Origin of the sequence: Stenotrophomonas sp. TWI377 (assembly GCF_039674525.1) — a bacterium.
In the GTDB taxonomy this organism is placed as follows: Bacteria; Pseudomonadota; Gammaproteobacteria; order Xanthomonadales; family Xanthomonadaceae; genus Stenotrophomonas.
On sequence record NZ_JBDJNT010000031.1, the window covers coordinates 1 to 24,843 of the forward strand.

At 63.8% G+C, this 24,843-nt stretch carries 34 protein-coding genes and 1 pseudogene; 4 read left to right on the top strand and 31 right to left on the bottom strand.

What is annotated here, in order from left to right; genetic code table 11:
- The first annotated feature begins 189 nt into the window (after positions 1 to 189).
- Genes typA through ABE546_RS17730 form a run of 3 tightly spaced genes read left to right on the top strand, consistent with a single transcriptional unit; the run spans position 190 to position 4,209 of the window.
- Positions 190 to 2,037 carry a translational GTPase TypA gene (typA, locus tag ABE546_RS17720; protein WP_121042902.1) on the top strand — a complete coding sequence of 616 codons (1,848 nt, stop codon included), beginning with the start codon at positions 190 to 192 and terminating at the stop codon, positions 2,035 to 2,037.
- A gap of 14 nt (positions 2,038 to 2,051) precedes the next feature.
- Entirely contained in the window at positions 2,052 to 2,537 is a 486-nt protein-coding gene (locus ABE546_RS17725) for a DUF2127 domain-containing protein (RefSeq protein ID WP_121042900.1), read from the top strand.
- A 55-nt stretch (positions 2,538 to 2,592) separates the two neighbouring features.
- Positions 2,593 to 4,209 carry an amidase gene (locus tag ABE546_RS17730; protein WP_346464614.1) on the top strand — a complete coding sequence of 539 codons (1,617 nt, stop codon included), beginning with the start codon at positions 2,593 to 2,595 and terminating at the stop codon, positions 4,207 to 4,209.
- 78 nt (positions 4,210 to 4,287) lie between these two features.
- Here ABE546_RS17730 and ABE546_RS17735 read toward each other — a convergent pair whose 3' ends face one another.
- Positions 4,288 to 5,427, bottom strand: coding sequence for a mechanosensitive ion channel family protein (locus ABE546_RS17735; protein ID WP_313219142.1), 1,140 nt, complete (start codon positions 5,425 to 5,427; stop codon positions 4,288 to 4,290).
- 110 nt (positions 5,428 to 5,537) lie between these two features.
- The gene (locus ABE546_RS17740) at positions 5,538 to 6,929 is read right to left on the bottom strand and encodes a 3-deoxy-7-phosphoheptulonate synthase class II (protein WP_346464615.1); all 1,392 of its coding nucleotides are present in this window, start codon (positions 6,927 to 6,929) and stop codon (positions 5,538 to 5,540) included.
- 213 nt (positions 6,930 to 7,142) lie between these two features.
- Between ABE546_RS17740 and ABE546_RS17745 the strand changes: the two genes are divergently transcribed.
- Positions 7,143 to 9,269, top strand: coding sequence for a TonB-dependent receptor (locus ABE546_RS17745; protein ID WP_346464616.1), 2,127 nt, complete (start codon positions 7,143 to 7,145; stop codon positions 9,267 to 9,269).
- A 114-nt stretch (positions 9,270 to 9,383) separates the two neighbouring features.
- Here the strand turns inward: ABE546_RS17745 and ABE546_RS17750 are convergent, their stop codons facing one another.
- The 29 genes and pseudogenes from ABE546_RS17750 to ABE546_RS17890 form a co-directional block, all read right to left on the bottom strand.
- Positions 9,384 to 9,893, bottom strand: coding sequence for a disulfide bond formation protein B (locus tag ABE546_RS17750; protein ID WP_346464617.1), 510 nt, complete (start codon positions 9,891 to 9,893; stop codon positions 9,384 to 9,386).
- 276 nt (positions 9,894 to 10,169) lie between these two features.
- Complete coding sequence (rplQ, locus tag ABE546_RS17755) at positions 10,170 to 10,556, bottom strand: 50S ribosomal protein L17 (RefSeq protein ID WP_123728453.1); 387 nt, start codon at positions 10,554 to 10,556, stop codon at positions 10,170 to 10,172.
- A 201-nt stretch (positions 10,557 to 10,757) separates the two neighbouring features.
- A complete protein-coding gene (gene rpoA, locus ABE546_RS17760; protein ID WP_121042890.1) occupies positions 10,758 to 11,756 on the bottom strand; it encodes a DNA-directed RNA polymerase subunit alpha in 999 nt (332 codons plus the stop codon).
- A gap of 54 nt (positions 11,757 to 11,810) precedes the next feature.
- On the bottom strand, positions 11,811 to 12,440 hold the full coding sequence (gene rpsD, locus ABE546_RS17765; protein ID WP_019186164.1) for a 30S ribosomal protein S4: 630 nt from the start codon (positions 12,438 to 12,440) through the stop codon (positions 11,811 to 11,813).
- Between the two features lie 14 nt (positions 12,441 to 12,454).
- On the bottom strand, positions 12,455 to 12,844 hold the full coding sequence (gene rpsK / locus ABE546_RS17770; RefSeq protein WP_017355427.1) for a 30S ribosomal protein S11: 390 nt from the start codon (positions 12,842 to 12,844) through the stop codon (positions 12,455 to 12,457).
- 12 nt (positions 12,845 to 12,856) lie between these two features.
- On the bottom strand, positions 12,857 to 13,213 hold the full coding sequence (gene rpsM, locus ABE546_RS17775) for a 30S ribosomal protein S13 (protein WP_019186163.1): 357 nt from the start codon (positions 13,211 to 13,213) through the stop codon (positions 12,857 to 12,859).
- A 345-nt stretch (positions 13,214 to 13,558) separates the two neighbouring features.
- The gene (gene secY / locus ABE546_RS17780; protein ID WP_019186162.1) at positions 13,559 to 14,914 is read right to left on the bottom strand and encodes a preprotein translocase subunit SecY; all 1,356 of its coding nucleotides are present in this window, start codon (positions 14,912 to 14,914) and stop codon (positions 13,559 to 13,561) included.
- Between the two features lie 3 nt (positions 14,915 to 14,917).
- Positions 14,918 to 15,361, bottom strand: coding sequence for a 50S ribosomal protein L15 (gene rplO, locus ABE546_RS17785; RefSeq protein WP_019186161.1), 444 nt, complete (start codon positions 15,359 to 15,361; stop codon positions 14,918 to 14,920).
- A gap of 4 nt (positions 15,362 to 15,365) precedes the next feature.
- Complete coding sequence (gene rpmD / locus ABE546_RS17790; protein ID WP_259261111.1) at positions 15,366 to 15,557, bottom strand: 50S ribosomal protein L30; 192 nt, start codon at positions 15,555 to 15,557, stop codon at positions 15,366 to 15,368.
- Entirely contained in the window at positions 15,550 to 16,089 is a 540-nt protein-coding gene (gene rpsE / locus ABE546_RS17795) for a 30S ribosomal protein S5 (protein ID WP_313209665.1), read from the bottom strand. The genes rpmD and rpsE overlap by 8 nt, the downstream gene beginning before the upstream one ends.
- Positions 16,090 to 16,247: 158 nt before the next feature.
- Positions 16,248 to 16,601, bottom strand: coding sequence for a 50S ribosomal protein L18 (rplR, locus tag ABE546_RS17800; protein WP_123728451.1), 354 nt, complete (start codon positions 16,599 to 16,601; stop codon positions 16,248 to 16,250).
- 32 nt (positions 16,602 to 16,633) lie between these two features.
- Positions 16,634 to 17,161: a 50S ribosomal protein L6 gene (gene rplF / locus ABE546_RS17805; RefSeq protein ID WP_121042880.1), complete on the bottom strand. Its 528-nt coding sequence runs from the start codon at positions 17,159 to 17,161 to the stop codon at positions 16,634 to 16,636.
- An 18-nt stretch (positions 17,162 to 17,179) separates the two neighbouring features.
- Entirely contained in the window at positions 17,180 to 17,578 is a 399-nt protein-coding gene (gene rpsH, locus ABE546_RS17810; protein WP_019186156.1) for a 30S ribosomal protein S8, read from the bottom strand.
- 241 nt (positions 17,579 to 17,819) lie between these two features.
- The gene (gene rpsN, locus ABE546_RS17815) at positions 17,820 to 18,125 is read right to left on the bottom strand and encodes a 30S ribosomal protein S14 (RefSeq protein ID WP_121042878.1); all 306 of its coding nucleotides are present in this window, start codon (positions 18,123 to 18,125) and stop codon (positions 17,820 to 17,822) included.
- 18 nt (positions 18,126 to 18,143) lie between these two features.
- Entirely contained in the window at positions 18,144 to 18,686 is a 543-nt protein-coding gene (gene rplE / locus ABE546_RS17820; protein WP_019186154.1) for a 50S ribosomal protein L5, read from the bottom strand.
- A gap of 11 nt (positions 18,687 to 18,697) precedes the next feature.
- Positions 18,698 to 19,015, bottom strand: coding sequence for a 50S ribosomal protein L24 (gene rplX / locus ABE546_RS17825; protein WP_017355416.1), 318 nt, complete (start codon positions 19,013 to 19,015; stop codon positions 18,698 to 18,700).
- A gap of 16 nt (positions 19,016 to 19,031) precedes the next feature.
- On the bottom strand, positions 19,032 to 19,400 hold the full coding sequence (rplN, locus tag ABE546_RS17830) for a 50S ribosomal protein L14 (protein ID WP_017355415.1): 369 nt from the start codon (positions 19,398 to 19,400) through the stop codon (positions 19,032 to 19,034).
- Positions 19,401 to 19,413: 13 nt separating this feature from the next.
- The gene (rpsQ, locus tag ABE546_RS17835) at positions 19,414 to 19,683 is read right to left on the bottom strand and encodes a 30S ribosomal protein S17 (protein WP_121042876.1); all 270 of its coding nucleotides are present in this window, start codon (positions 19,681 to 19,683) and stop codon (positions 19,414 to 19,416) included.
- A gap of 11 nt (positions 19,684 to 19,694) precedes the next feature.
- Complete coding sequence (gene rpmC, locus ABE546_RS17840; protein ID WP_019186151.1) at positions 19,695 to 19,880, bottom strand: 50S ribosomal protein L29; 186 nt, start codon at positions 19,878 to 19,880, stop codon at positions 19,695 to 19,697.
- Positions 19,880 to 20,293: a 50S ribosomal protein L16 gene (gene rplP, locus ABE546_RS17845; protein ID WP_019186150.1), complete on the bottom strand. Its 414-nt coding sequence runs from the start codon at positions 20,291 to 20,293 to the stop codon at positions 19,880 to 19,882. The genes rpmC and rplP overlap by 1 nt, the downstream gene beginning before the upstream one ends.
- 5 nt (positions 20,294 to 20,298) lie before the next feature.
- Positions 20,299 to 21,033 (bottom strand): 30S ribosomal protein S3, encoded by a 735-nt coding sequence (gene rpsC / locus ABE546_RS17850; RefSeq protein WP_019186149.1) that lies wholly within the window; start codon positions 21,031 to 21,033, stop codon positions 20,299 to 20,301.
- Positions 21,034 to 21,050: 17 nt separating this feature from the next.
- Complete coding sequence (gene rplV / locus ABE546_RS17855; protein WP_017355410.1) at positions 21,051 to 21,386, bottom strand: 50S ribosomal protein L22; 336 nt, start codon at positions 21,384 to 21,386, stop codon at positions 21,051 to 21,053.
- A gap of 12 nt (positions 21,387 to 21,398) precedes the next feature.
- Positions 21,399 to 21,668 carry a 30S ribosomal protein S19 gene (rpsS, locus tag ABE546_RS17860; protein ID WP_019186148.1) on the bottom strand — a complete coding sequence of 90 codons (270 nt, stop codon included), beginning with the start codon at positions 21,666 to 21,668 and terminating at the stop codon, positions 21,399 to 21,401.
- Between the two features lie 6 nt (positions 21,669 to 21,674).
- Positions 21,675 to 22,502 carry a 50S ribosomal protein L2 gene (gene rplB / locus ABE546_RS17865; protein ID WP_038690292.1) on the bottom strand — a complete coding sequence of 276 codons (828 nt, stop codon included), beginning with the start codon at positions 22,500 to 22,502 and terminating at the stop codon, positions 21,675 to 21,677.
- Positions 22,503 to 22,512: 10 nt separating this feature from the next.
- The gene (gene rplW / locus ABE546_RS17870) at positions 22,513 to 22,812 is read right to left on the bottom strand and encodes a 50S ribosomal protein L23 (protein WP_019186147.1); all 300 of its coding nucleotides are present in this window, start codon (positions 22,810 to 22,812) and stop codon (positions 22,513 to 22,515) included.
- On the bottom strand, positions 22,809 to 23,414 hold the full coding sequence (gene rplD, locus ABE546_RS17875; RefSeq protein ID WP_313217314.1) for a 50S ribosomal protein L4: 606 nt from the start codon (positions 23,412 to 23,414) through the stop codon (positions 22,809 to 22,811). The genes rplW and rplD overlap by 4 nt, the downstream gene beginning before the upstream one ends.
- A gap of 12 nt (positions 23,415 to 23,426) precedes the next feature.
- The gene (gene rplC, locus ABE546_RS17880; RefSeq protein ID WP_019186145.1) at positions 23,427 to 24,077 is read right to left on the bottom strand and encodes a 50S ribosomal protein L3; all 651 of its coding nucleotides are present in this window, start codon (positions 24,075 to 24,077) and stop codon (positions 23,427 to 23,429) included.
- A gap of 11 nt (positions 24,078 to 24,088) precedes the next feature.
- Complete coding sequence (gene rpsJ / locus ABE546_RS17885; RefSeq protein WP_010341589.1) at positions 24,089 to 24,400, bottom strand: 30S ribosomal protein S10; 312 nt, start codon at positions 24,398 to 24,400, stop codon at positions 24,089 to 24,091.
- 333 nt (positions 24,401 to 24,733) lie between these two features.
- Positions 24,734 to 24,843, bottom strand: a pseudogene (locus ABE546_RS17890) (elongation factor Tu); the annotation flags it as partial.

Sequence of the window (24,843 nt, forward strand, 5' to 3'; positions counted from 1 at the left end):
CGTTTGGGCCGGCGTGGGGCCGCCACCCCGGCATCACCGGGGGGTCTTCTGGGGGGGGCGGGCCCGGGGCCGGCACTACCTGAATGCCCGTCCGGCAAGGCTTGCGAGGCACTTTTCGCGATTGGTCATCTTGGCCGTATAATGTTGGACTTCTTTTTCCAAATCCGGCGCCGACTGGCCCCCTTTCGCATGTCTATCGAAAATCTTCGCAACATCGCCATCGTCGCCCACGTCGACCACGGTAAGACCACCCTCGTCGACCAGCTGCTCAAGCAGTCCGGCACCCTCTCCGAGCGCACCGTGCTCGCCGAGCGCGTGATGGACAGCAATGACCAGGAAAAGGAACGCGGCATCACCATCCTGGCCAAGAACACGGCCATCACCTGGGAAGACAAGAAGACCGGTATCAAGAACCGGATCAACATCGTCGACACCCCGGGACACGCCGACTTCGGCGGCGAAGTGGAGCGCGTGCTGTCGATGGTCGACACCGTGCTGATCCTCGTCGACGCGATGGACGGCCCGATGCCGCAGACCCGCTTCGTGACCCAGAAGGCCTTCGCGATGGGCTTCAAGCCGATCGTCGTGGTGAACAAGGTCGACCGTCCGGGCTCGCGTCCGGATTGGGTGATCGACCAGGTCTTCGACCTGTTCGACAAGCTCGGCGCCACCAATGAGCAGCTCGACTTCCCGATCGTCTACGCCTCGGCCCTGAACGGCTACGCTGGCCTGGAAGACACCGTGCGCGACGGCGACATGACCCCGCTGTACGAAGCGATCATGCAGCACGCGCCGATGCCGGAAGTGGACCCGGAAGGTCCGTTCCAGATGCGCATCAGCCAGCTGGACTACAACAACTTCGTGGGCGTGATCGGCATCGGCCGCGTGCAGCGCGGCACCCTGAAGAAGAACATGCAGGTCGCGGTCATCGATCGTGAAGGCAAGAAGCGCAACGGCAAGGTCGCGCAGGTACTGGGCTTCCTGGGCCTGGAGCGCATCGAGCAGGACACCGCCGAGGCCGGCGACATCGTCGCCATCTCCGGTATTCCGGAACTGACCATCTCCGACACCCTGTGCCACCCGGATACCCCGGAAGCACTGCCGGCGCTGACCGTCGATGAACCGACGATCTCGATGACCTTCCAGGTCAACAACTCGCCGTTCGCCGGCAACAAGGACCTGTCCGGTGGCAAGTTTCTGACCAGCCGCCAGATCAAGGATCGCCTGGATCGCGAGCAGGTCCACAACGTGGCCCTGAAGGTTGAACAGCTGGAAGACGCCGACAAGTTCCTGGTCTCCGGCCGTGGCGAACTGCACCTGTCGGTGCTGATCGAAAACATGCGTCGCGAAGGCTACGAGCTGGCCGTGTCGCGCCCGGAAGTGATCATCAAGCAGATCGACGGCCAGGCCATGGAGCCGATCGAGCAGCTGGTGGTGGACATCGAAGAGCAGCACCAGGGCGGCGTGATGGAAAAGCTGGGCACCCGCAAGGGCCAGCTGAAGAACATGGAGCCGGACGGCAAGGGCCGTGTGCGCCTGGAATACCAGATCCCGGCCCGTGGCCTGATCGGTTTCCAGAACGAGTTCAAGACCCTGACCCAGGGTTCGGGCCTGCTGTTCCACGTGTTCGACCATTACGGCCCGAAGGAACAGGGTTCGATCGCCAAGCGCCAGAACGGCGTGATGATCGCCAATGCCCCGGGTGCCACCCCGGCGTACTCCCTGGGCCCGCTGCAGGAACGCGGCAAGCTGTTCGCGGCTGAAGGCGACAACGTGTATGAAGGCCAGCTGGTCGGCATCCACTCCAAGGACAACGACCTGACCGTCAACGCGATCAAGACCAAGCCGCTGACCAACATGCGCGCCTCGGGCAAGGACGATGCGATCCAGCTGACCCCGGCGATCAAGTACTCGCTGGAGCAGGCCCTGGACTTCATCGAAGACGACGAGCTGGTCGAGATCACCCCGAAGGAAATCCGCCTGCGCAAGAAGGGCCTGACCGAAAGCGACCGCAAGAAGGCTTCGCGCGGCGGCTGATCGGACCCATTGTCGTGATCGACAAGCCCTACAACCCGGATCCTCACAAGCATCCGGGGCTTCACCTGATCGCCTTGCTGGAAGCCAGCAAGGCGGTTCTGGCGCTATTGGCTGCGACCGGGCTGGAAATGCTCGGTCCGCAGCCCCTGCGCGATGCGGTCAATGCCCTGATCCGCCGGTTCAGCCTGGACCCGGATCACGGCACCCTGCCCTCGCTGCTCAACATGATCAGCCCCGATGCGGTGCATCTGGCGGCTGCTGCGATGGTCGCCTACGGCGTCCTGCACCTTTTCGAGGCCTGGGGCCTCTGGCGCGCCAAAGCCTGGGCCTCCTGGCTGGGCTGCGTCACCGCCGGCATCTACCTGCCGTTCGATATCTACGCCATCCTCCGGCACCCGGGCTGGGCCTCGTGGTCGGTGCTGGTGATCAATCTGATCGTGGTCGGCGTGCTCGCCCGCGATATCCGCAAACGCCACGGCACGATCGCCAACGCGGCTTGAGTTGCCAAGCGCCGCCTGTGCTGGTTAGCCTGTCGGCCGGTTCGGGGGGACAGGCATGCGCCTGACACTGACATCACTGATGCTCATCGCGCTGGCCGGCTGCAGCCCGGGCCCGGTGCCCCTGCACGCCCGTGAATCGCCCACGCCCTCACCGACCGTGGCGCTGCCATTCGCCTATGCCGAGGCTGACATCGGCGATCTGCAGGCGCGGATGGCCAGCGGCGAGCTGGACAGCGTCACGCTGGCCCACGCCTACCTGGACCGCATCGCCCGCCTCGACCGGGCCGGCCCGCGCCTGCGCGCGGTGATCGAGCTCAACCCCGATGCACTGCGCGAGGCCGCCCAGCTGGACGCCGAGCGCCGCCAGGGGCAGCTGCGCGGCCCACTGCACGGCATCCCGCTGCTGCTCAAGGACAACATCGGCGCCAGCCCCATGAGCACCACGGCCGGTTCGCTCGCGCTGGAAGGCTTCCGCCCCGACGATGCGTTCCTGGTCAAGCGGCTGCGCGCGGCCGGTGCGCTGATCCTGGGCAAGACCAACCTCAGCGAGTGGGCCAACTTCCGCTCCAGCCAATCGATCTCCGGCTGGAGCGCGCGCGGCGGCCAGACGCGCAATCCCTACCGGCTCAGTCACACCCCGTGCGGCTCCAGCAGTGGCAGCGCGGTGGCGGTCTCGGCCAATCTGGCGGTGGCCGCGATCGGCACCGAGACCGACGGCAGCATCGTCTGCCCGGCCGCGGTCAACGGGGTGGTCGGCTTGAAGCCAACCGTGGGACTGGTCAGCCGCGAAGGCATCATCCCGATCTCTTTCAGCCAGGACACCGCCGGCCCGATGGCACGCAGCGTGGCAGACGCGGCCGCCCTGCTGACCGCCATGGCCGGCCGTGACGAGGCCGACCCGGCCACCGCGACCATGCCGGGGCGCGCCGTGTACGACTACAGCTCGCGCTTGAACGCCGATGGCCTGCGCGGTGCGCGGATCGGCGTGCTGTATGGCGACCTGATGCAGAAGCCGGGCATCGCCCCGGCCCTGCAGCATGCGGTCGCCGTGCTGCGCGACGCGGGTGCGACCGTGGTGCCGGTGCGGTTGCCGACCCAGGGCCAGTGGCAGGAGGCTGAGCAGATCGTGCTGATGCATGAGTTCAAGGCTGGGCTGCAGCGCTACTTCACCACCTACCAGGCGCCGGTGCGCACGCTGGACGACGTCATCGCGTGGAACCGGCAGCATGCGGGCAAGGAACTGGCGCTGTTCGATCAGGACCTCATGGACACCGCCGCCACCATGGGCGGCCTGGGCACCCCGGCGTACATCCGCGCACGCAGCGATGCGCGCCGCTTGGCCGGTCCGGAAGGCATCGATGCCGTGCTGCGCGAGCAGAACCTCGATGCGCTGGTGGCACCGACCACCGGGGTGGCCTGGCCGATCCGGCCCGGCCGCGGCGATGACTTCCCCGGTGAAAGCTACAGCGCGGCCGCGGTGGCGGGGTACCCCAGCCTGACCGTGCCGATGGCGCACGTGAACGGGCTGCCGCTGGGGCTGCTGTTCATGGGCACCGCCTGGAGCGAGCCGCGGTTGATCGAGCTGGGCTACGCCTACGAGCAACGCACCCGCGCGCGTCGCCCGCCGCGGTTCCAGACCGACAGCCTGCTGACGAACGGCGTCGCGCCCTGAGCGGCGTGTACCGGCCAACGGTCGGTACCTACCCGAGAACGTACGCCCCGCGTTGGTAGTGCCGGACGCTGGCCGGCATTACCGGGATGCGTCACCCGGGTCTGGCAGGAGCGCCGGCTCACCATCTTCGGCACCGGGCGAGCGCACATCGTCGGCTGGCTGCGAGCGTGCGCGACGGCTCGGCGTCACTTCCTGATTGAGCTCGGCACGGGTGCGCGGCAACGACTGAGGATGTTCGCGCGCGAGAAAATCGAGCATGCGTTCGCGCACGATGCAGCGTAGATCAAAGGCATCGCCGGAATTGCGCGCACTCACCAGCAGACGCACCTGCAGGGTGTGCTCGCTGGTTTCGGTCACCTGGGTCACGCAGACCTGGCCATCCCACAGCGCCTCGCCTTTGCAGATGCGCTCCAGCTCGGCGCGGATCGCCGGGATCGGCGCGGTGTAATCCAGCCACAGGAAGGCGGTGCCGAGCAGATCGGCGCTGCGCCGGGTCCAGTTCTGGAACGGGTGTTCGATGAACCAGGTCAACGGCACCACCATGCGCCGCGCATCCCAGATCCGCACCACCACATAGCTGCTGTTGATCTCTTCGACCCGGCCCCACTCGCCCTCGACGATCACCACATCGTCCAGCCGGATCGGCTGGGTCAAGGCGATCTGCAGGCCGGCGATCAGGTTGCCGAACACCGGCTTGGCCGCGATACCGGCGACCAGGCCGATGATGCCGGCCGAGGCCAGCAGCGCGGTGCCGATCTGGCGCACCATCGGGAAGGTGAGCAGGATCAGCGAGACGCCGACCAGGATGATCGCGCCCATCAACACACGGCTCAGCACCCGGGTCTGGGTCTGGATGCGGCGTGCTTCGAGGTTGTCGGCCACCTCCATCGGATGGTCGCGCAGGATCGCCTGCTCGCCCGCGGCCACGGCCCGCACCAGCAGCCAGATGACGCAGCCGGTCACACCGATGTGCAGCAGCCGCAGCGCCTGCTCGAGCCGATGCTCCTGCAGCGGCGTCGCTTCCAGCGCGGGAATCAGCAGCAACAGCGGCAGGGCGAACGCCAGCGGTCGGCTGATCACGCGCGCGATGCGGGCGCGGCGGTAGTCGCGGTCTTTCAGTCGCCGCGTCAACGCCATCAACAACCACCAGCCGCTGACCCCGATCGCCAGTGCGATCGAGATCGGCCATAGATACAACGCTGCCTGCTGCCAGTCCACGGTCACTGCACGCTCCTGTGTTCTCCGCAAGTAAGTGCACAGCATGCCGGTGCCGCCATGACCATCGTGTCAGGCGAATGTAAGGTGCGTGTCGAGGACACGCACCGGTATCAGTCGGCGTAGTGCGCCTGCTTGCGCACGATCGCCATCGCGATTTCCAGCGACTGCTCGTAGTTCAGGCGCGGATCCACCGAGGAACGGTAGGCACGCTCCAGATCGCGCTCGGTCAACTCGCGCGCACCGCCGGTGCATTCGGTCACGTCCTCACCGGTCAGCTCCAGGTGCACGCCGCCCAGCCGCGTGCCGGCCGCGGCGTGCAGGTCGAAGGACATCTCGACCTCGCCACGTACGTTGTCGAAACGACGCGTCTTGTAGCCGTTGCTGGTGCTCTCGGTGTTGCCATGCATCGCATCGCACACCCACAGCACGCGCCGGCCATCGCGCTTGACCGCGTTCAACAGCGGCGGCAGTTTTTCGGCGATCTGTGCCGCCCCCATGCGGTGGATGAAGCTCAGGCGGCCCGGCTCGTCCTCGGGGTTGAGCACGTCGATCAGGCGCAGCAGCTGGTCCGGCTGCACCGACGGGCCCACCTTGATCGCGATCGGGTTGCGCACGCCACGCAGATACTCCACGTGCGCGCCATCGAGCGCTGCGGTGCGCATGCCAATCCACGGGTAATGCGTGCTCAGGTTCAACCAGCCCTGCTGGCGCGGCACCTGGCGGGTCAGCGCCTGCTCGTAGGGCAGCAGCAGCGCTTCGTGCGAGGTGTAGAAATCGATCCGGTTGAGGTTGTACACCTGCGTGCCGGACAGCGTTTCCATGAAACGCACCGCATCGCCGATCGAGGACACCATCTTCTGGTAATCGGTGGCCAGCGGCGAGTGCCGCACCCACTCCAGGTTCCAGTATTCGGGATGGTGCAGATCGGCGAAGCCGCCATCGATCAGCGCCCGCACGAAGTTCATCGTCATCGCCGAATGCGCATGCGCCTGCAGCATCCGGCGCGGGTCCGGCAGACGCGCAGCTTTAGTGAACTCCGGCGCATTGATCACATCGCCGCGGTAGCTGGGCAGGGTCAGGCCGTCGCGGGTTTCAGTATCGGCCGAGCGCGGCTTGGCGTACTGCCCGGCAAAACGCCCGACCCGGATCACCGGCTTGCGCATGCCGTGCACCAGCACCAGGCTCATCTGCAGCAGCACTTTGAGCCGGTTGGAGATGGTGGTGGATTCGCAATCGCTGAAGTTCTCCGCGCAGTCACCGCCCTGCAGCAGGAAGCGCTTGCCTTCCTGCGCATCGGCCAGCTGCTGCTTGAGCGCCAGGATTTCCCAGGAGGTCACCAGCGGCGGCAGCCGCTTGAGCTCGTGCAGGGCGGCATCCAGCGCCAGCGGGTCCGGGTAGGTCGGCATCTGCAGCGCCGGCTTGCCACGCCAGCTCTCCGGCGACCAGGCAGCGTCGACAGCGGTCGCGGCGGGATCGGCTACAGGCGGGGCGGACAGGCTCATCACGGACTTCCGGGGTGTGGGGCCGGTCATGGTCGCAGAGCGCGCCCCCGGCGCAAAGGGGCGGGCACGCGCCCGGAGGCTGAACGCTGAAGAAAGGACACGGCGATCGGCCAGATCGCGCATGGTCCAGCGGCATCGGACAGGCGCATGATTTGTTACGGAGTAACACTTGCCAGGCCGGCCCCTCCTCCATCGCCCAGCCAAGCCATCCTCATGAAGCCCTCCCTGCTTGCTACCGGTATTGCTGTTTCCCTGGCCCTGACCGGCCTGCCCGCCCTCGCCGCCGCCGCGACCAGCGCCGCCCCTGCCGTCACCGATCTGGACGCGGTCACGGTCAGCGCCAAACTCGACCAGGCGCGCAATGCGCTGTCGCCGGATATCGGCAGCAGCCAGTACCAGATCACTGCCGAAGACATCCAGAACCTGCCGCTGGGCGCCTCCACCCCGTTGAACCAGGTGTTGCTGCAGGCGCCGGGGGTGGTCCAGGATTCCTACGGTGGCGTCCACGTGCGCGGCGACCATGCCAACCTCCAGTACCGGCTCAACGGCGTCCTGCTGCCCGAATCGATCTCCGGCTTCGGCCAGACGCTGGACGCCCGCGCGATCAAGAGCATCCGCCTGATGGACGGCGCGCTGCCGGCGCAGTTCGGCGAGCGCACGGCCGCCGTGGTCGACATCACCACCCGCAGCGGCGCCGAGCTGGGCAATGGCGGGAGTGCCGGCCTCACTGCCGGCTCCTACGGCAAGGTCAACCCCAACGCCTCGTGGTGGGGCAGCCAGGGCCGCTGGAGCTGGTATCTGACCGGCAACTACGACCAGAACCAGGTCGGCATGGAAAACCCCATCGCCTCGCGCCGGCCGGACCACGATGACACCCACCAAGGCAAGGCATTCGCCGACCTGACCTATCTGGTCAACGACGACACCCGCCTGAGCCTGTTCGCCGGGTTCTCCAACAACCGCTTCCAGATCCCGGTCAACCCCGGCCAGACCCCGCAGTTCGGCTACCTGGACACGGTCACTGCGGACTCCGCCGCGCTGGACGAAACCCAGCGCGAGACCACCCGCTTCGGCATGCTGGTGCTGCAGGGCGCGCTGGGCAGCACCGCCTACCAGGTCTCGGCCGGGCAGCGGTACAGCGACCTGTCCTTCCACCCGGACCTGGCCGGCGATCTGATCTTCAACGGCGTTGCCTCACAGGTGGAGCGCAGCAACCGCGCCAACACCGTGCAGGCCGATTTCTCCACCCCGCTGGGCGAAAGCCACACCTTGCGCTACGGCCTGTACGTCAACGCCGAACGCGCCCGCGCCGGCAGCGACACCTGGGTGTTCCCGGTCGACGCCGACGGCCAACAGGCCAGCACCACGCCCCGGCGCATTCCGGAGGCGAGCGCCTTCAACGCCACCACCACCGCGGTCTATCTGCAGGACGAATGGCGCCTCGGCGACGACTGGACCGTGAACTACGGCCTGCGCGGCGACCGCTACAAGGCGTTCGGTGGCACCGAAGGCCAGCTCAGCCCGCGGGTGGGTGTGGTCTGGAACGCCACCGACAGCACCACCGTGCACGCCGGCTACTCGCGCTACTTCACCCCGCCGGCCAGCGAACTGGTGGCCAGCAGTGACATCGCGCTCTACGACGGCACCACCAACCAGCAACCGGCCGGAGGCAGCACCACGCCACTGTCCGAGCGCAGCGACTACTACGACATCGGCGTCTCCCAGCAGCTGGGCGAACACCTCACCCTGGGCCTGGACGCTTACGACCGCAAGGTCGACCGCCTGCAGGACGAAGGCCAGTTCGGCGCCGCCTACATCTACTCGACGTTCAACTATCGCCTCGGCCACATCCACGGCGTGGAATTCAGCGCCGACTACAGCAACGGCCCGCTCAGCGCCTATGTCAACGCCGCCTACAACAAGGCCATGGGCAAGCAGGTCATCACCGGCCAGTACAACCTCGATCCCGAGGCACTGGCCTACGTCCAGAACAACTGGATCCATCTGGACCACGATCAGAAACTGACCTCGTCCGGCGGTATCAGCTACGCCTTCGCCGGGCACAACCGTCTTGGCGCCGACTACGTCTTCGGCAGCGGCCTGCGCTCGGATGCCGACGGCATCCCCAACGGCGGCGAACTCCCGGCCTACCTGCAACTCAACCTCAGCGCCGGCCACGACTTCAACGCCGATAGCGGCCACCCGCTGCACGCACAGCTCGCGCTGGTCAACGCCCTGGATCGCAGCTACCAACTGCGCGACGGCGGCGGCATCGGCGTCTTCGCCCCGCAGTGGGGTCCCCGCCGCGGCGCCTACCTCAGCCTGCAGCAGGACTTCTGACCTGAGCGAGGAAGCCCTGCCGTCTGATCAGCTCAGGAGCATCCCTGCCTGATCGCAGCACCCGGCCTGGCCGCCAGACGCGCGCCAGGTCGGGTAGCTGACGTGAAACCGGCCTCAGTGGCGCCGACGCGCCCGGAACGCCGTCACCAGCGCCCACACCGCCAAGGCCGCGAACCACACCAGGCTCCACATCGGCATCGTCAGGCTCAGGAACTGCCAATCGATGTTGCCGCAGTTGCCGGTACCGGTCAGCACGGTGCGGAACACCTCGAACGGCCCCATCGTCTCACTGAGGAAACTCAGCGGCGGCCCACAGCTCGAGCCCATGTCCTGCGGCAGCAGCTGCACATACACGTGGCGACCGGCAATGCCGATACCCACCGCCGCCGCGATGAAGGCCAGCACCCCATACGTCTTCCGCCCGGCCGGATCCCGCGGACCATGCAGCGCCCCGATCAGGAACAACAGCCCCAGCGCCGCGAACGCAATCCGCTGGAAAATGCACAACGGACACGGCTCCAACCCCATCTTCAACTGCAGGAAGATCGCATGCCCCAACAGTGCCGCGCAGACCAGAAACCCCAACAGGAACTGGGCGCGGAAACTCCAACGCAATGGATTCATTGCCAACACTCGTGAAAGTCCAGGCGCCAAGATTAACAGGGCCGCGACCAGCCACGTCCATGCGCACCTGCCGACCATCGGCGTAACGGACCGGACAGCGTGTTCCGTGCAGTCGGCGCAGGAATCTACCCGAGCGAAGCGACCACGCGCCACGCAGCCGGCCAACGGCCGGCTCTACCTGTTTGGCCGTGGCCTTGGCCCTTATCAACCCCGCAGAAACGGAAAAACCCGGCACAAGGCCGGGTTCTTCACCGAATAACAGGTATAGCTCGAAGATTACTCTTCGACGGCTTCAGCCACAGCAGCCGGACGATCGACCAGCTCAACATAGGCCATCGGCGCATTGTCGCCAGCGCGGAAACCGCACTTCAGCAGACGCAGGTAGCCGCCCGGACGGGTCGCGTAACGCGGGCCCAGGGTGGTGAACAGGTTGCCGACGGCCTCGTTGTCGCGCAGGCGAGCGAACGCCAGACGACGGTTGGCAACCGAATCAACCTTGGCCAGGGTGATCAGCGGCTCGGCAACGCGGCGCAGTTCCTTGGCCTTCGGCAGGGTGGTCTTGATCAGCTCGTGCTTGAACAGCGACGCGGCCATGTTCTTGAACATTGCTTCGCGGTGGGCGCTGGTGCGGTTGAACTTACGACCGGACTTCATATGACGCATGACGGTGATTCCTGAAGTGAATGTTGGATCGGTTGGGTATCGCTGTCGCCATCCTGGCGTTGTTGCTTGGACTGCGGATGGTCCGGTGCCAGCCGTCCTGGCTGGCCGTCACCGCAGGCTATCGACCTGTCGGTGCGGAGTGTTGCCGGTGAAGCCCCCGCACCCGAAGGTGCGGGGTCAAGCATCTTACGTAGCGCTGGATCAGCCGAGCATGCCGTGCTGGGCGACACCGGCCGGCGGCCAGTTCTCCAGCTTCATGCCGAGCGAAAGACCGCGCTGTGCGAGGACTTCCTTGATCTCGGTCAGCGACTTCTTGCCGAGGTTCGGGGTCTTGAGCAGCTCCACTTCGGTCTTCTGGATCAGATCGCCGATGTAATAGATGCTCTCTGCCTTCAGGCAGTTGGCCGAACGCACGGTCAGCTCCAGATCGTCGATCGGGCGCAGCAGCACCGGATCCACGCCGTTGTTGGCCGGCTTCGCCGCACCGCGGTCGCGGTGGGTGAAGTCACCGAAGACCGACAGCTGATCGCTGAGGATGTCGGCGGCAGTGCGCACGGCTTCCTCGGCATCGATCGTTGCGTTGGTTTCGATGTCCAGCACCAGCTTGTCCAGATCGGTACGCTGTTCGACGCGGGCCGCTTCCACCGAATAGGCGACGCGACGGACCGGCGAGAACGACGCATCCAGGACCAGGCGCCCGATGGCACGGGTTTCTTCATCCGGACGACGACGAGCAGCAGCAGGCTGGTAGCCGAAACCGCGCTCGACCTTCAGACGCATGTTGATCGCCACATCCTTGGTGAGATGGCAGATCACATGAGCCGGATTGAGGATCTCGGTGTTATGGTCAATCTTGATATCAGCAGCGGTAACGACACCCGGACCCTGCTTGGACAGCGACAGCGTAGCGTTGTCGCCGGTATGCATGCGGATGGCCACATCCTTCAGGTTGAGCAGGACTTCCAGCACGTCCTCCTGCAAGCCTTCAAGCGTGGTGTACTCGTGCAGTACGCCATCGATTTCGACTTCCGTGATGGCGAAGCCCGGGATGGACGACAGCAGCACGCGACGCAGGGCGTTGCCCAGCGTATGCCCGTAACCACGCTCCAAGGGTTCGATCACGACCTTGGCGCGGGTATCGGTAAGGCGTTCGATCTGCGGACCGCGAGGACGCAGAACCTGGTTGGCGGTAACCGTCATGTTGCGGGTTCTCCTGCGAACCTCCGGTGTGACCCGGAGGTTCTCCAATGTGAATTACTTCGAATACAACTCGACGATCAGCGCTTCGTTGATATCCGCAGGCAGGTCCGAACGATCCGGCACGGCCTTGAAGATGCCGGCGAACTTGCCGGAATCAACTTCAACCCACGACGGACGCAGGTCATGCGTAGCAGACACGGTCAGGGCTTCCTGGACGCGCAGCTGCTTGGCAGCCTTCTCGGACAGAGCGACAGCGTCGCCAGCCTTGACCTGGTACGAAGCCAGATTGACCGACTTGCCGTTCACGGTGACACCGCGGTGCGAGACCAGCTGACGGGCAGCCGGACGGGTCACTGCGAAGCCCATGCGGTAAACGACGTTGTCAAGACGGGTTTCCAGCAACTGCAGCAGGTTCTCGCCGGTGTTGCCCTTCTTGGTCGAGGCCTTCTTGTAGTAGTTGCGGAACTGACGCTCCAGCAGACCGTAGATACGCTTGACCTTCTGCTTTTCACGCAGCTGGGTAGCGTAGTCAGACAGCTTGCCCTTACGGGCAGTGGCGCCGTGCTGGCCGGGCTTCTGCTCCAGCTTGCACTTGGAGTCCAGCGCGCGCGCCGGGCTCTTGAGGGAAAGGTCGGCGCCTTCGCGGCGGGCGAGCTTACAGGTAGGACCGATATAACGAGCCATTTCTTATCGCTCCTTTAGACGCGACGCTTCTTCGGCGGACGGCACCCGTTGTGCGGGATTGGCGTCACGTCGATGATGTTGGTGATCTTGTAGCCCACGTTGTTCAGCGAGCGCACGGCCGACTCACGACCCGGACCCGGGCCCTTGATGCGGACTTCCAGGGACTTGACGCCGTAGTCGAGCGCGGCACGGCCGGCCTTCTCGGCAGCCACCTGGGCAGCGAACGGGGTGGACTTACGCGAACCGCGGAAGCCAGCGCCACCGGAGGTCGCCCACGACAGAGCGTTGCCCTGACGGTCGGTGATGGTCACGATGGTGTTGTTGAAAGAAGCATGGACGTGGGCGACGCCGTCAGTGACGACGCGCTTGATCTTCTTCTTGGTCTTAGCGACGGGCTTAGCCATTTCTTAGGTCCCTTACTTCCTGATCGCCTTGCGCGGGCCCTTGCGGGTGCGGGCGTTGGTACGGGTGCGCTGGCCACGAAGCGGCAGACCGCGACGGTGACGCAGACCGCGGTAGCAGCCCAGATCCATCAGGCGCTTGATCGCGATACCGATTTCACGGCGCAGATCGCCTTCCACGATGTACTTGCCGACTTCGAGACGCAGACGCTCGATTTCCGGCTCCGACAGATCGCGGATCTTGGTGGTCGAGGTCACGCCTGCGGCGTCGCAGACCTTCTTCGAACGGGTACGGCCGATGCCGTAAATGCTTTGCAACCCGACCCAGACGTGCTTCTGGGCTGGCAGGTTGACGCCTGCAATACGCGCCATGACGCGGTTCTCCAGCTGAGTGATGGCCGACAGCGCACCATGGGCGCGCCAATCCGGCAGGATGGATCAAAAAAGTGAACTAGCGATTCTATCAAGGTCTCGGTTTACTGGGAAGCCCGTGGAACCTGAAGGTTCCATGGACCCGGCGTGGGGAGTGTGCCCATGCTCCGGCGCCGGATGTCGTTGACTGCAGAGGTTGCCCCCGCCGCCGCCCGCGCTACTCCCGCGCGGGACCACCACATCACACCCCCACCCGAAACCGCTGCAGGGGCCGCCCTTCGATTTGGAAGGCCAGTCCGGGAACCGGAGGGCCTTCGCAACAAGAAGACTAGTGTAACAGGTCAATCAGCCGCGGGCAAAACCGCCGCGGTTGCCGCCCTTCAGGTTGGCCTTCTTCAACAGGCTCTCATACTGGTGCGACATCAGGTGCGCCTGGATCTGGGCAATGAAGTCCATCACCACCACCACCACGATCAGCAGCGAAGTGCCACCGAAGTAGAACGAGGCGCCGAGCTGGGTGCGCAGGATTTCCGGCAGCAGACAGACGATCACCAGGTACAGCGAACCGGCCGCCGTCAGACGGGTCAGCACCGCATCCACGTAGTCGGCGGTCGCCTTGCCCGGACGGATGCCCGGAATCAGCGCGCCCGACTTCTTCAGGTTGTCGGCGGTTTCCTGCGAGTTGAACACCAGCGCGGTGTAGAAGAACGCGAAACCACTGATCAGCGCGGCGAACACGATCATGTGCAGCGGCTCGCCCGGCCCGAGGGCGTTGGCGACCTTCTGCAGCCACGTGGCCGAACTGGCCTGGCCGGACCACATGGCCAGCGTCGTCGGGAATGCCAGGATGCTCGAGGCGAAAATGGCCGGGATCACGCCCGCCATGTTCAGCTTCAGCGGCAGGAACGAGGTCTGGTTCATGTACGCGTTGCGGCCACCCTGGCGACGTGCGTAGTTCACCGTGATGCGGCGTTGGCCGCGCTCGACGAACACCACGAAGTAGGTGAAGGCCAGCACCACCAGCACGATCAGCAGCAGGGCGATGAAGCTCATGTTGCCGTCGCGGTAGGCTTCCACGGTGTGGATGACCGCGCCCGGCAGGCCGGCCACGATGCCGGCGAAGATGATCAGCGACACACCGTTGCCGATGCCGCGCTCGGTGACCTGCTCACCGACCCACATCAGGAAGATGGTACCGGCGGTCAGCGCGACGATGGCGGTGAGCACGAAGCCCATGCCCGGTGCGTAGACGACCGGGGCACCGCCCGGGGAAACCTGGTTCTGCAGCGCCAGCGCGATGCTGCCGCCCTGCACCACCGCCAGCAACACGGCGCCGATGCGGGAATATTGGGTGATCTTGCGACGACCCGATTCACCTTCCTTCTGCATCGACTTCAATGCGGGGAAGATGTGGACCGCCAGCTGCATCACGATGGATGCCGAGATGTACGGCATCACGTTCAGCGCGAAAATGCTGAAACGGTGCAGGGCGCCGCCCGAGAACATGTTGAACATGTCCACGATGCCGCCGCCCTGCGCCTGCATGAGCGCAAGCATGGCATCGGGATTGACGCCAGGCACCGGCACATAACAGCCGATGCGGTAGACGATCAATGCCCCGATGACGAACAGCAGTCGCTGGCGGAGTTCCGTGAACTTGCCGAGCCCGCCGCCGAGGTTACCAATGCCAGCTTGCGCCATGTCTTACTCCTGTACGCTGCCGCCGGCAGCTTCGATCGCGGCCTTGGCACTGGCCGTTGCAGCGACGCCCTTCAGGGTGAATGCCTTGGTCAGGTCACCCTTCATGACGATCTTGGCACGCTTAGCGGTGCTCGGGACCAGCTTGGCAGCGCGCAGCGCGGCAAAGTCGATCTCGCCAGCTTCCAGACGCTCAAGCTGGTAGGACAGCACTTCAGCCGTGTCCTTGGCGATCTTGGAACGGAAACCGACCTTCGGCAGACGACGCTGCATGGGAGTCTGGCCGCCTTCGAAGCCTGCCTTGATCTTGCCGCCACCCTTACGGGCGAACGAACCCTTGTGGCCGCGGCCGCAGGTCTTGCCCAGGCCGGAGCCGATACCACGACCGACGCGGGTACGCTCTTTACGAGCGCCCGGTGCCGGGCTCAATTCATTCAGATGCATGGTCATTGGATTATTCCTCAACCTTGACGAGGTAGTGGACCTTGTTGATCAGACCGCGAACCTGCGGGCTGTCCTTCAGTTCACGGACATCGTTCAGCTTACCCAGGCCCAGCGCACGCACCGACAGGCGATGACGCGCCTGGGCACCACGCAGGCCGCGAACCAGACGGACCTTGACGGTCTTGACGGTGTCATTAGCCATGGTTGAGATCCTCCACCTTCTTGCCGCGCTTGGCCGCGATGCGGACCGGCGACTGCATTTCGGTCAGACCCTTCAGCGTGGCGCGAACCAGGTTGATCGGGTTACGCGAGCCGACGGCCTTGGCCAGCACGTTCTTGACGCCAACGGCTTCCAGGACGGCGCGCATGGCACCACCGGCGATCACACCGGTACCTTCGGAGGCCGGCATCATGAACACGCGAGCTGCGCCGTGGCCGGACTTCACCGGGTGCCACAACGTGCCGTTGTTCAGATCGACATTGGCCAGGTTCTTGCGAGCCTGTTCCATCGACTTCTGGATCGCGACCGGCACTTCACGCGCCTTGCCGTAACCGAAACCGACCTTGCCTGCGCCGTCACCGACCACGGTCAGTGCGGTGAAGGTGAACTGGCGACCGCCCTTGACGGTCTTGCTGACGCGGTTGACCGCGACCAGCTTTTCGATCATGCCGTCGTCGACTTTCTCTTCGCGGCGATCGCGATCGCGACCCCGCTGCTGACGTTCTTCTGCCATGTTGATTCCTTGATTGATTGAGTATGTACGGCTCAATGCCGCTTATAGCTGTGGAATGAAGCGGTGGATCGAGCGCCCCTGCAGAAGAAGGACGTCGCCCGGCGCAACCCGCGCCGGCAGGCAGGCGGAAGCGGGGACCAGCCCCGCTTCCTTATCCCTTAGAACTGCAGGCCGCCTTCGCGGGCTGCATCAGCCAGTGCCTTGATGCGGCCGTGGTAGCGGTAGCCCGAGCGGTCGAAAGCGACCTTCTCGATGCCCGCAGCCTTGGCGCGCTCGGCGACCAGCTTGCCAACCTTGACGGCGGCGTCGCTGTTCTTGCCGTTCTTCAGGCCTTCCTTGACGTCGGCCTGGGTGGTGTTGGCCGACGCCAGCACCTTGGAGCCATCGGCGGTGAAGACCTGGGCGTACAGGTGCTGACCGGTGCGCAGCACCGACAGGCGCGGCACGCCGAGCACACGGATGTGTGCACGGGTCGACTTGGCACGACGCAGACGAGCGATGTTCTTGTTCATGATCTTTTTCCTTGGAAAGCTGAGGACCTGAATTAGGCCTTCTTGGCTTCCTTACGAATGATGACTTCGCCGGCGTACTTCACACCCTTGCCCTTGTAGGGCTCCGGCGGACGGAAGCCACGGATCTTGGCGGCAACCTCGCCAACGCGCTGCTTGTCGGTGCCCTGGACCAGCACTTCGGTCTGGGTCGGGGTCGAGATGGTGATGCCTTCCGGCGCCACGAACAGGACCGGATGCGAGAACCCGAGCGACAGGTTCAGATCCTTGCCCTGCATGGCGGCACGGTAACCGACGCCGACCAGCTCAAGCTTGCGCTCGAAGCCGTCGGTGACGCCCTTGACCATGTTGGCCAGGATGGCGCGCACGGTGCCGGTGAGGGCGACCAGCGAGGCATCGTTGGCGGCCAGGGTGGCAACGCCGTTGTCGACAGTGATTTCAACGCCGGCAACCTTGGCAAGCGACAGGGTGCCCTTCGGGCCCTTCACGCTGACGGATTCCGGCTGGATGTTCAGTTCAACGCCCTTGGGCAGGTTGACTGGCTTCTTGGCTACGCGGGACATAGTTGGTTCCTTCTCGCCTTAGGCCACGAAGCACAGGACTTCGCCGCCGACGCCCAACTGGCGCGCCTGCGCATCAGTCATGATGCCCTTGGAGGTGGAGATGATGGAGATACCCAGGCCGTTGAGGACCTTCGGCAGCTCGGACTTGCCACGGTACTGGCGCAGACCCGAACGCGAGAAGCGCTTCAGGGTCTCGATGACCGGCTTGCCCTCGAAATACTTCAGGACGATTTCAAGCTCGGCCTTGTTGTTCTCGATCTTGGTCACGCGCAGATCGGTGATGTAGCCTTCGGCCTTCAACACCTCTGCGATTGCCACCTTGATCTTGGACGACGGTGCTTTCACCGTCTGCTTGCCAACCGCGGCCGCATTCTTGATGCGTACCAGCAGGTCGGCGATGGGATCAGTCATGCTCATAGTCGATACCTTTGAGTGCACCGATATCCGCTTTCGCGAAAATCTTGTGTCTACCTGGAATGGGCCAGGGCCCGTCTTCACACACTGCTCACGCCTTGCGGGCGAGCAAGACGCGGGAGTATACGGCAAAAAGAGCCCGACTTGCGTCGGGCTCCCTTAATCCGGGATAAGAGCCGGGAAACCGGCCCTTCTCCCCTGCCCTGCGCCGTGAAGGCACCGGGCAGTTGAAGGGACGAATCCCTTACCAGCTGGCCTTGCGCAGGCCCGGCACGTCACCACGCATGGTGGCTTCGCGCAGCTTGTTACGGCCCAGGCCGAACTTGCTGTACACGCCACGCGGGCGGCCCGAGAGCTCGCAACGGTTGCGGTGACGGCTCGGCGACGAATCGCGCGGCAGCTTCTGCAGCTTGATGACGGCCTCGGCCTTTTCGTCGTACGACGCGGTCGCGCTGGAGATGATCTTCTTCAGCTCTTCACGCTTGCCGGCGTACTTGACGGCCAGCTTCGCACGCTTGAGGTCGCGGTTGACCATGGAGGTCTTTGCCATTTCGGATTCCTCGACGTATCAGTTACGGAACGGGAACTTGAACGCTGCGAGCAGCGCCTTCGCTTCCGCATCGGTCTTGGCGGTGGTGGTGATGGCGATATCCATGCCGCGGATCGCGTCGACAGCGTCGAAGTCGATTTCCGGGAAGATGATCTGTTCCTTCACACCCATGTTGAAGTTGCCACGACCGTCGAAGGAACGACCCGACACACCACGGAAGTCGCGCACGCGCGGCAACGAGATGTTGATCAGACGGTCCATGAACTCGTACATCTTTTCACGACGCAGCGTGGTCTTGCAGCCGATCGGCCAACCATCGCGGATCTTGAACGATGCCACCGAGACGCGGGACTTGGTCACGATCGGCTTCTGACCGGAGACCTTGGCCATATCGGCGACGGCATTTTCCAGGATCTTCTTGTTCGTGGCTGCTTCGCCGACACCCATGTTCAGGGTGACCTTGACCAGCTTCGGAACCTGCATCGGATTGGTGTAGCCGAACTGCTTCATCAGCGCCGGCACCACTTCTTCCTTGTAAAACTTTTCGAGACGGGAATTCATCTGCTCATTCCTCAGGCGTCGAGCGCCTCACCGCTGGAGCGGAACACACGCAGTTTGCGTCCATCCTCCAGCACCTTGAAGCCAACGCGCTCGCCCTTGCCCGAAGCCGGGTTCAGCACATTCACGTTGGAGATATGGATCGACGCTTCACGCTCGACCACGCCGCCGGCAACGCCTGCCTGCGGGTTCGGCTTGGTGTGGCGCTTGACGATGTTCACGTTGGCGACGATCACACGATCGCCGTCGACGCGGACGACTTCGCCCTGCTTGCCCTTGTCCTTGCCGGTGTTGACGACAACCTGGTCGCCCTTCTTGATACGGTTAGCCATGATTATCTCCTGTCGCTCACAGCACTTCGGGAGCGAGCGAGACGATCTTCATGAACTTCTCGGAACGAAGTTCACGCGTCACCGGTCCGAAGATGCGGGTACCGATCGGCTCTTGCTTGTTGTTGAGCAGGACCGCGGCGTTGGCATCGAAACGGATCAGCGAACCATCGGCGCGACGCACACCCTTGCGGGTACGCACCACGACGGCGTCGAACACTTCACCCTTCTTGACCTTGCCGCGCGGGATTGCATCCTTCACGGTGACCTTGATGATGTCGCCAATGTGCGCGTAGCGGCGCTTGGAGCCGCCGAGCACCTTGATGCACATCACTTCCTTGGCACCGGAATTGTCCGCGACTTCGAGGTAGCTCTGCATCTGGATCATGAGTCAGATCTCCTTATTGAACCGCACGCGTGATGACTTCCACCACGCGCCAGTTCTTGGTCTTGGACATCGGAGCAATCTCGGTCACACGAACGACATCACCTTCGTTGCAGGTGTTGTCGGCGTCGTGTGCGTGCAGCTTGGTCGAACGCTTGATGTACTTGCCGTACAGGGCGTGCTTGACCAGGCGCTCCACCAACACGGTGACCGTCTTGTCCATCTTGTTGCTGACGACACGGCCTTCGACCGTGCGCAGCGTCTTGCTGTCGTTGTTATCGCTCATCGCGGCCATCCTTACTTGGTGCTGCCGAGCAGGGTCTTGACGCGAGCGATCTCGCGGCGAACCCGGCGGGTTTCGTGGGTCTTCGGCAGCTGGCCAGTGACCTGCTGCATACGGAGCGAGAACTGCTCCTTACGCAGGTCGATCAGGTGGCTCTTCAGGTCGTCAGCCGACTTTTCGCGAAGTTGTTTGATATCCATCAGAGCACCGTCCGGGTCACGAAAGTGGTGGTCACGGAGAGCTTGGCGGCAGCCAGGCGGAACGCCTCACGTGCCACGTCTTCTGCGACGCCTTCGATTTCATAGATCATGCGGCCGGGCTGGATCTGGGCTACCCAGTACTCCACGTTGCCCTTACCAGAACCCATTCGGACTTCGATGGGCTTCTTGGTGATCGGCTTGTCGGGGAACACTCGGATCCACATCTTGCCGCCGCGCTTGACGTAGCGGCTGATCGAGCGGCGAGCCGCTTCGATCTGACGCGCGGTCAGCTGACCATGAGCGGTTGCCTTCAGGCCGTATTCGCCGAAGCTGACAGCGTTGCCGCTCCAGCTCAGACCATCGTTACGGCCCTTGTGTACCTTGCGGTATTTGGTTCGCTTGGGTTGCAACATTGTCGTTACCTCGCTTCACGAGCCGGGCGCGACGGACGGTCACCGCGGTCGCCGCGATCGTTACGATCGTTGCGCGGGGAATCGTCCTGCTTTTCCTGGCCAACCTGGGAGAAATCGAAGACTTCGCCCTTGTAGATCCAGACCTTGATGCCGATGATGCCGTAGGTCGTCTTGGCTTCAGCGAAACCATAGTCGATGTCGGCACGCAGCGTATGCAGCGGCACGCGGCCTTCGCGGTACCACTCCGAACGGGCGATTTCCGCGCCGTTCAAGCGGCCACCGACGTTGACCTTGATGCCCAGGGCACCGAGGCGCATCGCGTTGCCGACCGAGCGCTTCATCGCGCGGCGGAACATGATGCGACGCTCCAGCTGCTGCGCGATCGACTCGGCAACCAGCTGTGCGTCCAGCTCGGGTTTACGCACTTCGGTGACGTTGATGTGCGCCGGGACGCCCATCATTTCGCTCACTTCCTTGCGCAGCTTCTCGATGTCCTCACCGCGCTTGCCGATCACCACGCCCGGACGGGCTGTGTGGATCGTCACGCGAGCGGTCTTTGCCGGACGCTCGATCAGGATCTTGCTGATGCCGGCCTGCGCAAGCTTCTTGCGCAGCATGTCCCGCACCTTCAGGTCGGCCGCCAGATAACCAGCGAACTCGGCCTTGTTGGCGTACCACTTGGAGTTCCAGTCCTTGGAAATGCCGAGGCGGATACCAATCGGATGAACTTTATGACCCATGGTGTTTTCCTTTCCGCTTACTTGCCGGCGCCCACAACCACAGTGATGTGGCTGGTGCGCTTGAGGATGCGGGTGCCGCGGCCTTTCGCCCGCGCCATGAAACGCTTCAGGGTCGGACCTTCATCTACCATGATGGTCTGTACCTTCAGCTCGTCGACGTCGGCGCCCTGGTTGTTCTCGGCGTTTGCAATAGCCGACTCCACCACCTTCTTGATCAGGTGGGCAGCCTTCTTGTCCGAGAACTTCAGCAGGTTGACCGCACGCTCGGCCGGCAGGCCGCGCACCTGGTCAGCGACCAGGCGGGCTTTCTGCGCAGAGATGCGCGCGGAGCGCAGGATTGCTTTCGCTTCCATTGTCATCTCTCCTTACTTGCCCGACTTCTTGTCACCACCGTGACCCTTGAAGGTCCGGGTGATGGCAAATTCGCCGAGCTTGTGGCCGACCATGTTCTCGTTGACGAGCACCGGAACGTGGTTCTTACCGTTATGAACGGCGATGGTGACGCCTACCATTTCCGGCAGGATCATCGAACGGCGCGACCAGGTTTTGATCGGCTTCTTGCTACCCGCAGCGGCTTCCACCTTCTTGATGAGGTGGTGATCGACAAACGGGCCCTTCTTGAGTGAACGTGCCATGGTCGATTAGCCCCTACGATCGCGGACGATGAATTGCTGGGTGCGCTTGTTCTTGCGCGTCTTGTAACCCTTGGTCGGGACACCCCACGGGGTGACCGGATGCGGGTTGCCCTGGCCGGCCTTCGCCTCACCACCGCCGTGCGGATGGTCAACCGGGTTCATGGCAGCACCACGAACGGTCGGGCGGACACCACGCCAGCGCTTGGCGCCAGCCTTGCCCAGCTTTTCCAGGTTGTGTTCGTCGTTACCGACTTCACCGATGGTGGCGCGGCACTCGACCGGCACCTTACGCATTTCACCCGAGCGCAGGCGCAGGGTGGCGTAGATACCTTCACGAGCGACGAGCTGCACGGCAGCGCCGGCGGCACGCGCGATCTGGGCACCCTTGCCCGGCTTCAGTTCGATGCCGTGGACAGTGGTACCGACCGGGATGTTGCGCAGCGGCAGCGTGTTACCGGTCTTGATCGGCGCATCCGAACCCGCGATCACCTGGTCACCGGCCTTCAGGCCCTTCGGTGCGATGATGTAGCGGCGTTCGCCGTCGACGTAGCACAGCAGGGCGATATGGGCGGTGCGGTTCGGATCGTATTCGATGCGTTCCACGCGCGCCGGAATGCCTTCCTTGTTGCGCTTGAAGTCGATGACGCGGTAGTGCTGCTTGTGACCACCACCCACGTGACGGGTGGTGATGCGGCCGTGGTGGTTACGACCACCGGACTTGCTCTGCGGCTCCAGCAGCGCTGCATGCGGCGCGCCCTTGTGCAGATCGGGCGTGACCACGCGCACGGCCGAACGACGGCCGGGAGAAGTGGGTTTGAATTTCATCAATGGCATGGGATGGACCTCAGGCCTTGGCCGTTACATCGATGGACTGGCCATCGGCGAGACGCACGTACGCCTTGCGCCAATCGCCGCGGCGGCCGGTGCGGTTACGGAAGGACTTGTTCTTGCCCTTCACGTTCAGCACGTTGACCGATTCGACCTTGACGTCGAACAGCTGCTCAACCGCGGCCTTTACATCGGCCTTGGTGGCTTCGTTCGAAACTTCGAAGACATACTGGTTGGAATGTTCCTGCAGGCGCGCGGTCTTTTCGGAGACTCGCGGAGCGCGCAGCACGCTGAAGACTTTTTCGTTGCTGCTCATGCCAGCCACTCCTCGACCTTCTTGACCGCATCAGCGGTGATGACGACCGTGTCGGCACCGACCAGCGACACCGGGTCCAGGCCCTGCACGTCACGCACTTCCACGTAGGGAATGTTGCGCGCCGACAGGTACAGGTGCTCGGAAGCATCTTCGGTGACGATCAGCGGACGCTTGCCCACTTCCAGGCCGGCCAGCTTGGCGATCAGAGCCTTCGTGTTGGTCGCTTCGACATCGAAGGACTCCACGATGGTCAGACGGCCCTGGCGGTTCAGCTCGGACAGGATCGCGCACATGGCTGCACGGTACTGCTTACGGTTGACCTTCTGCTCGAAGCTGCGCGGCTTGGCCGCGAAGGTGACACCGCCGCCGATGAAGATCGGAGCCGTCAGTGCGCCATGACGCGCGCCGCCGCCCTTCTGCTTCTTCGACTTCTTGGTGGTACCAGCCACTTCAGAGCGAGTCTTCTGTGCCTTGGTGCCGGCGCGACCGGCGTTGCGGTAAGCAACGACGACCTGGTGAACCAGATCTTCGCTGAAATCGCGACCGAACACGGCATCGGAGACCGAGACCTTGTTGTTGCTACCCGTGATAACGAGTTCCATCGTCATCTCTCCTTATGCCTTGCTAGCCGGACGAACGATCACGTCACCACCCGCTGCGCCCGGAACGGCACCACGGATCGCGATCAGACCACGCTCGACATCGACCTTCACCACTTCAAGGTTCTGGGTGCTCTGCTGCACCGAACCCATGTGGCCGGACATCTTCTTACCCGGGAAAACGCGACCCGGGGTCTGGCGCTGGCCCAAGGAACCCGGCGCGCGATGCGACAGCGAGTTACCGTGGGTTGCATCGCCCATACGGAAGTTGTAGCGCTTGATGGTGCCCTGGAAGCCCTTACCCTTGGTGACACCCTGGACGTCGACCTTCTGGCCAACTTCAAAGATGTCCGCCTTGACTTCGCCGCCAACGGCGAAATCGCCGAGCTGCGCGTCTTCAACGCGGAATTCCCACAGGCCACGGCCCGCGTCGACCTTCGCCTTGGCGAAGTGACCGGCTTCCGGCTTGTTGACCAGGGCAGCGCGACGCGCGCCGACGGTCACCTGCACGGCGCTGTAGCCGTCAGCTTCGACGGTCTTGATCTGCGCGATGCGGTTCGGGGTAGCTTCAATCAGGGTTACCGGGATGGCCTGGCCATCTTCGGTGAACACGCGGCTCATGCCAGCCTTGCGGCCCACGAAGCCCAACGAATATTTCTTCGTCATGGTCGTAGTCCTCAGGTCAGCTTGATCTGAACGTCGACGCCGGCAGCCAGTTCGAGCTTCATCAGCGCGTCCACGGTCTTGTCGTTCGGGTCAACGATATCGAGCACGCGCTTATGCGTGCGGGTCTCGTACTGGTCACGCGCGTCTTTATCGACGTGCGGCGAGACGAGAATGGTGTAACGCTCGATCTTGGTCGGCAGGGGGATCGGGCCACGCACTTGCGCGCCGGTCCGCTTTGCCGTTTCTACGATCTCGCTGGCCGAACGGTCGATCAAACGATGATCGAACGCCTTCAGCCGAATCCGGATCTTTTGGTCCGCCATGACGGTGGGTTCCTTCGTTAAAAGAGCGACGGACAAGGCCTCTGGGTTGCCTTGTCCCATGAATATCCTGAATGCAGACGCCGCACATTCCTGCGCGGCGACAAGATCTTTCCGTAGACCTCAAAAATCGAGGCAGACCGGTCTCCCGATCTGCCCAGACAAAAAGTATAGCGCGCATACAAGTTGGCAGTCAACAGGGTCACTGTTGACAAAGCCTGAATGGCGCGACCCTTCCTGGTCTGGGGAACACGAGGAGCATCCTGCGCCTCTTTTCCCGTTTGGTTACACCCCGATGCCCTACCCAGGCAACATCGGGGCGCAGATTCTAGCAGATTACGCGATGATCTTGGAGACCACGCCGGCGCCGACGGTACGGCCGCCTTCGCGAATCGCGAAGCGCAGGCCTTCATCCATGGCGACCGGGTTGATCAGGGTGACAACCA

What these genes read in the sequence shown, in the direction of transcription:
- rpsD (WP_019186164.1), bottom strand. Translation starts at nt 12,440, where the DNA reads ATGGCTCGTTATATCGGTCCTACCTGTAAGCTCGCCCGCCGCGAAGGC.
- rplR (WP_123728451.1), bottom strand. Translation starts at nt 16,601, where the DNA reads ATGAACAAGAACATCGCTCGTCTGCGTCGTGCCAAGTCGACCCGTGCA.
- secY (WP_019186162.1), bottom strand. Translation starts at nt 14,914, where the DNA reads ATGGCGCAAGCTGGCATTGGTAACCTCGGCGGCGGGCTCGGCAAGTTC.
- rpsH (WP_019186156.1), bottom strand. Translation starts at nt 17,578, where the DNA reads ATGAGCATGACTGATCCCATCGCCGACCTGCTGGTACGCATCAAGAAT.
- rplV (WP_017355410.1), bottom strand. Translation starts at nt 21,386, where the DNA reads ATGGAAGCGAAAGCAATCCTGCGCTCCGCGCGCATCTCTGCGCAGAAA.
- rpmD (WP_259261111.1), bottom strand. Translation starts at nt 15,557, where the DNA reads ATGGCTAATGACACCGTCAAGACCGTCAAGGTCCGTCTGGTTCGCGGC.
- rplF (WP_121042880.1), bottom strand. Translation starts at nt 17,161, where the DNA reads ATGTCCCGCGTAGCCAAGAAGCCAGTCAACCTGCCCAAGGGCGTTGAA.
- rpsK (WP_017355427.1), bottom strand. Translation starts at nt 12,844, where the DNA reads ATGGCTAAGCCCGTCGCTAAGACCAAGAAGAAGATCAAGCGCGTCGTC.
- ABE546_RS17745 (WP_346464616.1), top strand. Translation starts at nt 7,143, where the DNA reads ATGAAGCCCTCCCTGCTTGCTACCGGTATTGCTGTTTCCCTGGCCCTG.
- rplP (WP_019186150.1), bottom strand. Translation starts at nt 20,293, where the DNA reads ATGTTGCAACCCAAGCGAACCAAATACCGCAAGGTACACAAGGGCCGT.
- ABE546_RS17730 (WP_346464614.1), top strand. Translation starts at nt 2,593, where the DNA reads ATGCGCCTGACACTGACATCACTGATGCTCATCGCGCTGGCCGGCTGC.
- rpsM (WP_019186163.1), bottom strand. Translation starts at nt 13,213, where the DNA reads ATGGCGCGTATTGCAGGCGTCAACCTGCCAGCCCAGAAGCACGTCTGG.
- rplO (WP_019186161.1), bottom strand. Translation starts at nt 15,361, where the DNA reads ATGACCATGCATCTGAATGAATTGAGCCCGGCACCGGGCGCTCGTAAA.
- rpmC (WP_019186151.1), bottom strand. Translation starts at nt 19,880, where the DNA reads ATGGATATCAAACAACTTCGCGAAAAGTCGGCTGACGACCTGAAGAGC.
- ABE546_RS17740 (WP_346464615.1), bottom strand. Translation starts at nt 6,929, where the DNA reads ATGAGCCTGTCCGCCCCGCCTGTAGCCGATCCCGCCGCGACCGCTGTC.
- rplB (WP_038690292.1), bottom strand. Translation starts at nt 22,502, where the DNA reads ATGCCATTGATGAAATTCAAACCCACTTCTCCCGGCCGTCGTTCGGCC.
- rplX (WP_017355416.1), bottom strand. Translation starts at nt 19,015, where the DNA reads ATGGCTAACCGTATCAAGAAGGGCGACCAGGTTGTCGTCAACACCGGC.
- rplN (WP_017355415.1), bottom strand. Translation starts at nt 19,400, where the DNA reads ATGATCCAGATGCAGAGCTACCTCGAAGTCGCGGACAATTCCGGTGCC.
- rplW (WP_019186147.1), bottom strand. Translation starts at nt 22,812, where the DNA reads ATGAGCAGCAACGAAAAAGTCTTCAGCGTGCTGCGCGCTCCGCGAGTC.
- rplQ (WP_123728453.1), bottom strand. Translation starts at nt 10,556, where the DNA reads ATGCGTCATATGAAGTCCGGTCGTAAGTTCAACCGCACCAGCGCCCAC.
- typA (WP_121042902.1), top strand. Translation starts at nt 190, where the DNA reads ATGTCTATCGAAAATCTTCGCAACATCGCCATCGTCGCCCACGTCGAC.
- rpsN (WP_121042878.1), bottom strand. Translation starts at nt 18,125, where the DNA reads ATGGCAAAGACCTCCATGGTCAACCGCGACCTCAAGCGTGCGAAGCTG.
- rpsE (WP_313209665.1), bottom strand. Translation starts at nt 16,089, where the DNA reads ATGGCAGAAGAACGTCAGCAGCGGGGTCGCGATCGCGATCGCCGCGAA.
- rplD (WP_313217314.1), bottom strand. Translation starts at nt 23,414, where the DNA reads ATGGAACTCGTTATCACGGGTAGCAACAACAAGGTCTCGGTCTCCGAT.
- rpsJ (WP_010341589.1), bottom strand. Translation starts at nt 24,400, where the DNA reads ATGGCGGACCAAAAGATCCGGATTCGGCTGAAGGCGTTCGATCATCGT.
- rpoA (WP_121042890.1), bottom strand. Translation starts at nt 11,756, where the DNA reads ATGACGGTTACCGCCAACCAGGTTCTGCGTCCTCGCGGTCCGCAGATC.
- rpsQ (WP_121042876.1), bottom strand. Translation starts at nt 19,683, where the DNA reads ATGAGCGATAACAACGACAGCAAGACGCTGCGCACGGTCGAAGGCCGT.
- rpsS (WP_019186148.1), bottom strand. Translation starts at nt 21,668, where the DNA reads ATGGCACGTTCACTCAAGAAGGGCCCGTTTGTCGATCACCACCTCATC.
- ABE546_RS17750 (WP_346464617.1), bottom strand. Translation starts at nt 9,893, where the DNA reads ATGAATCCATTGCGTTGGAGTTTCCGCGCCCAGTTCCTGTTGGGGTTT.
- rplC (WP_019186145.1), bottom strand. Translation starts at nt 24,077, where the DNA reads ATGACGAAGAAATATTCGTTGGGCTTCGTGGGCCGCAAGGCTGGCATG.
- rpsC (WP_019186149.1), bottom strand. Translation starts at nt 21,033, where the DNA reads ATGGGTCATAAAGTTCATCCGATTGGTATCCGCCTCGGCATTTCCAAG.
- rplE (WP_019186154.1), bottom strand. Translation starts at nt 18,686, where the DNA reads ATGAATTCCCGTCTCGAAAAGTTTTACAAGGAAGAAGTGGTGCCGGCG.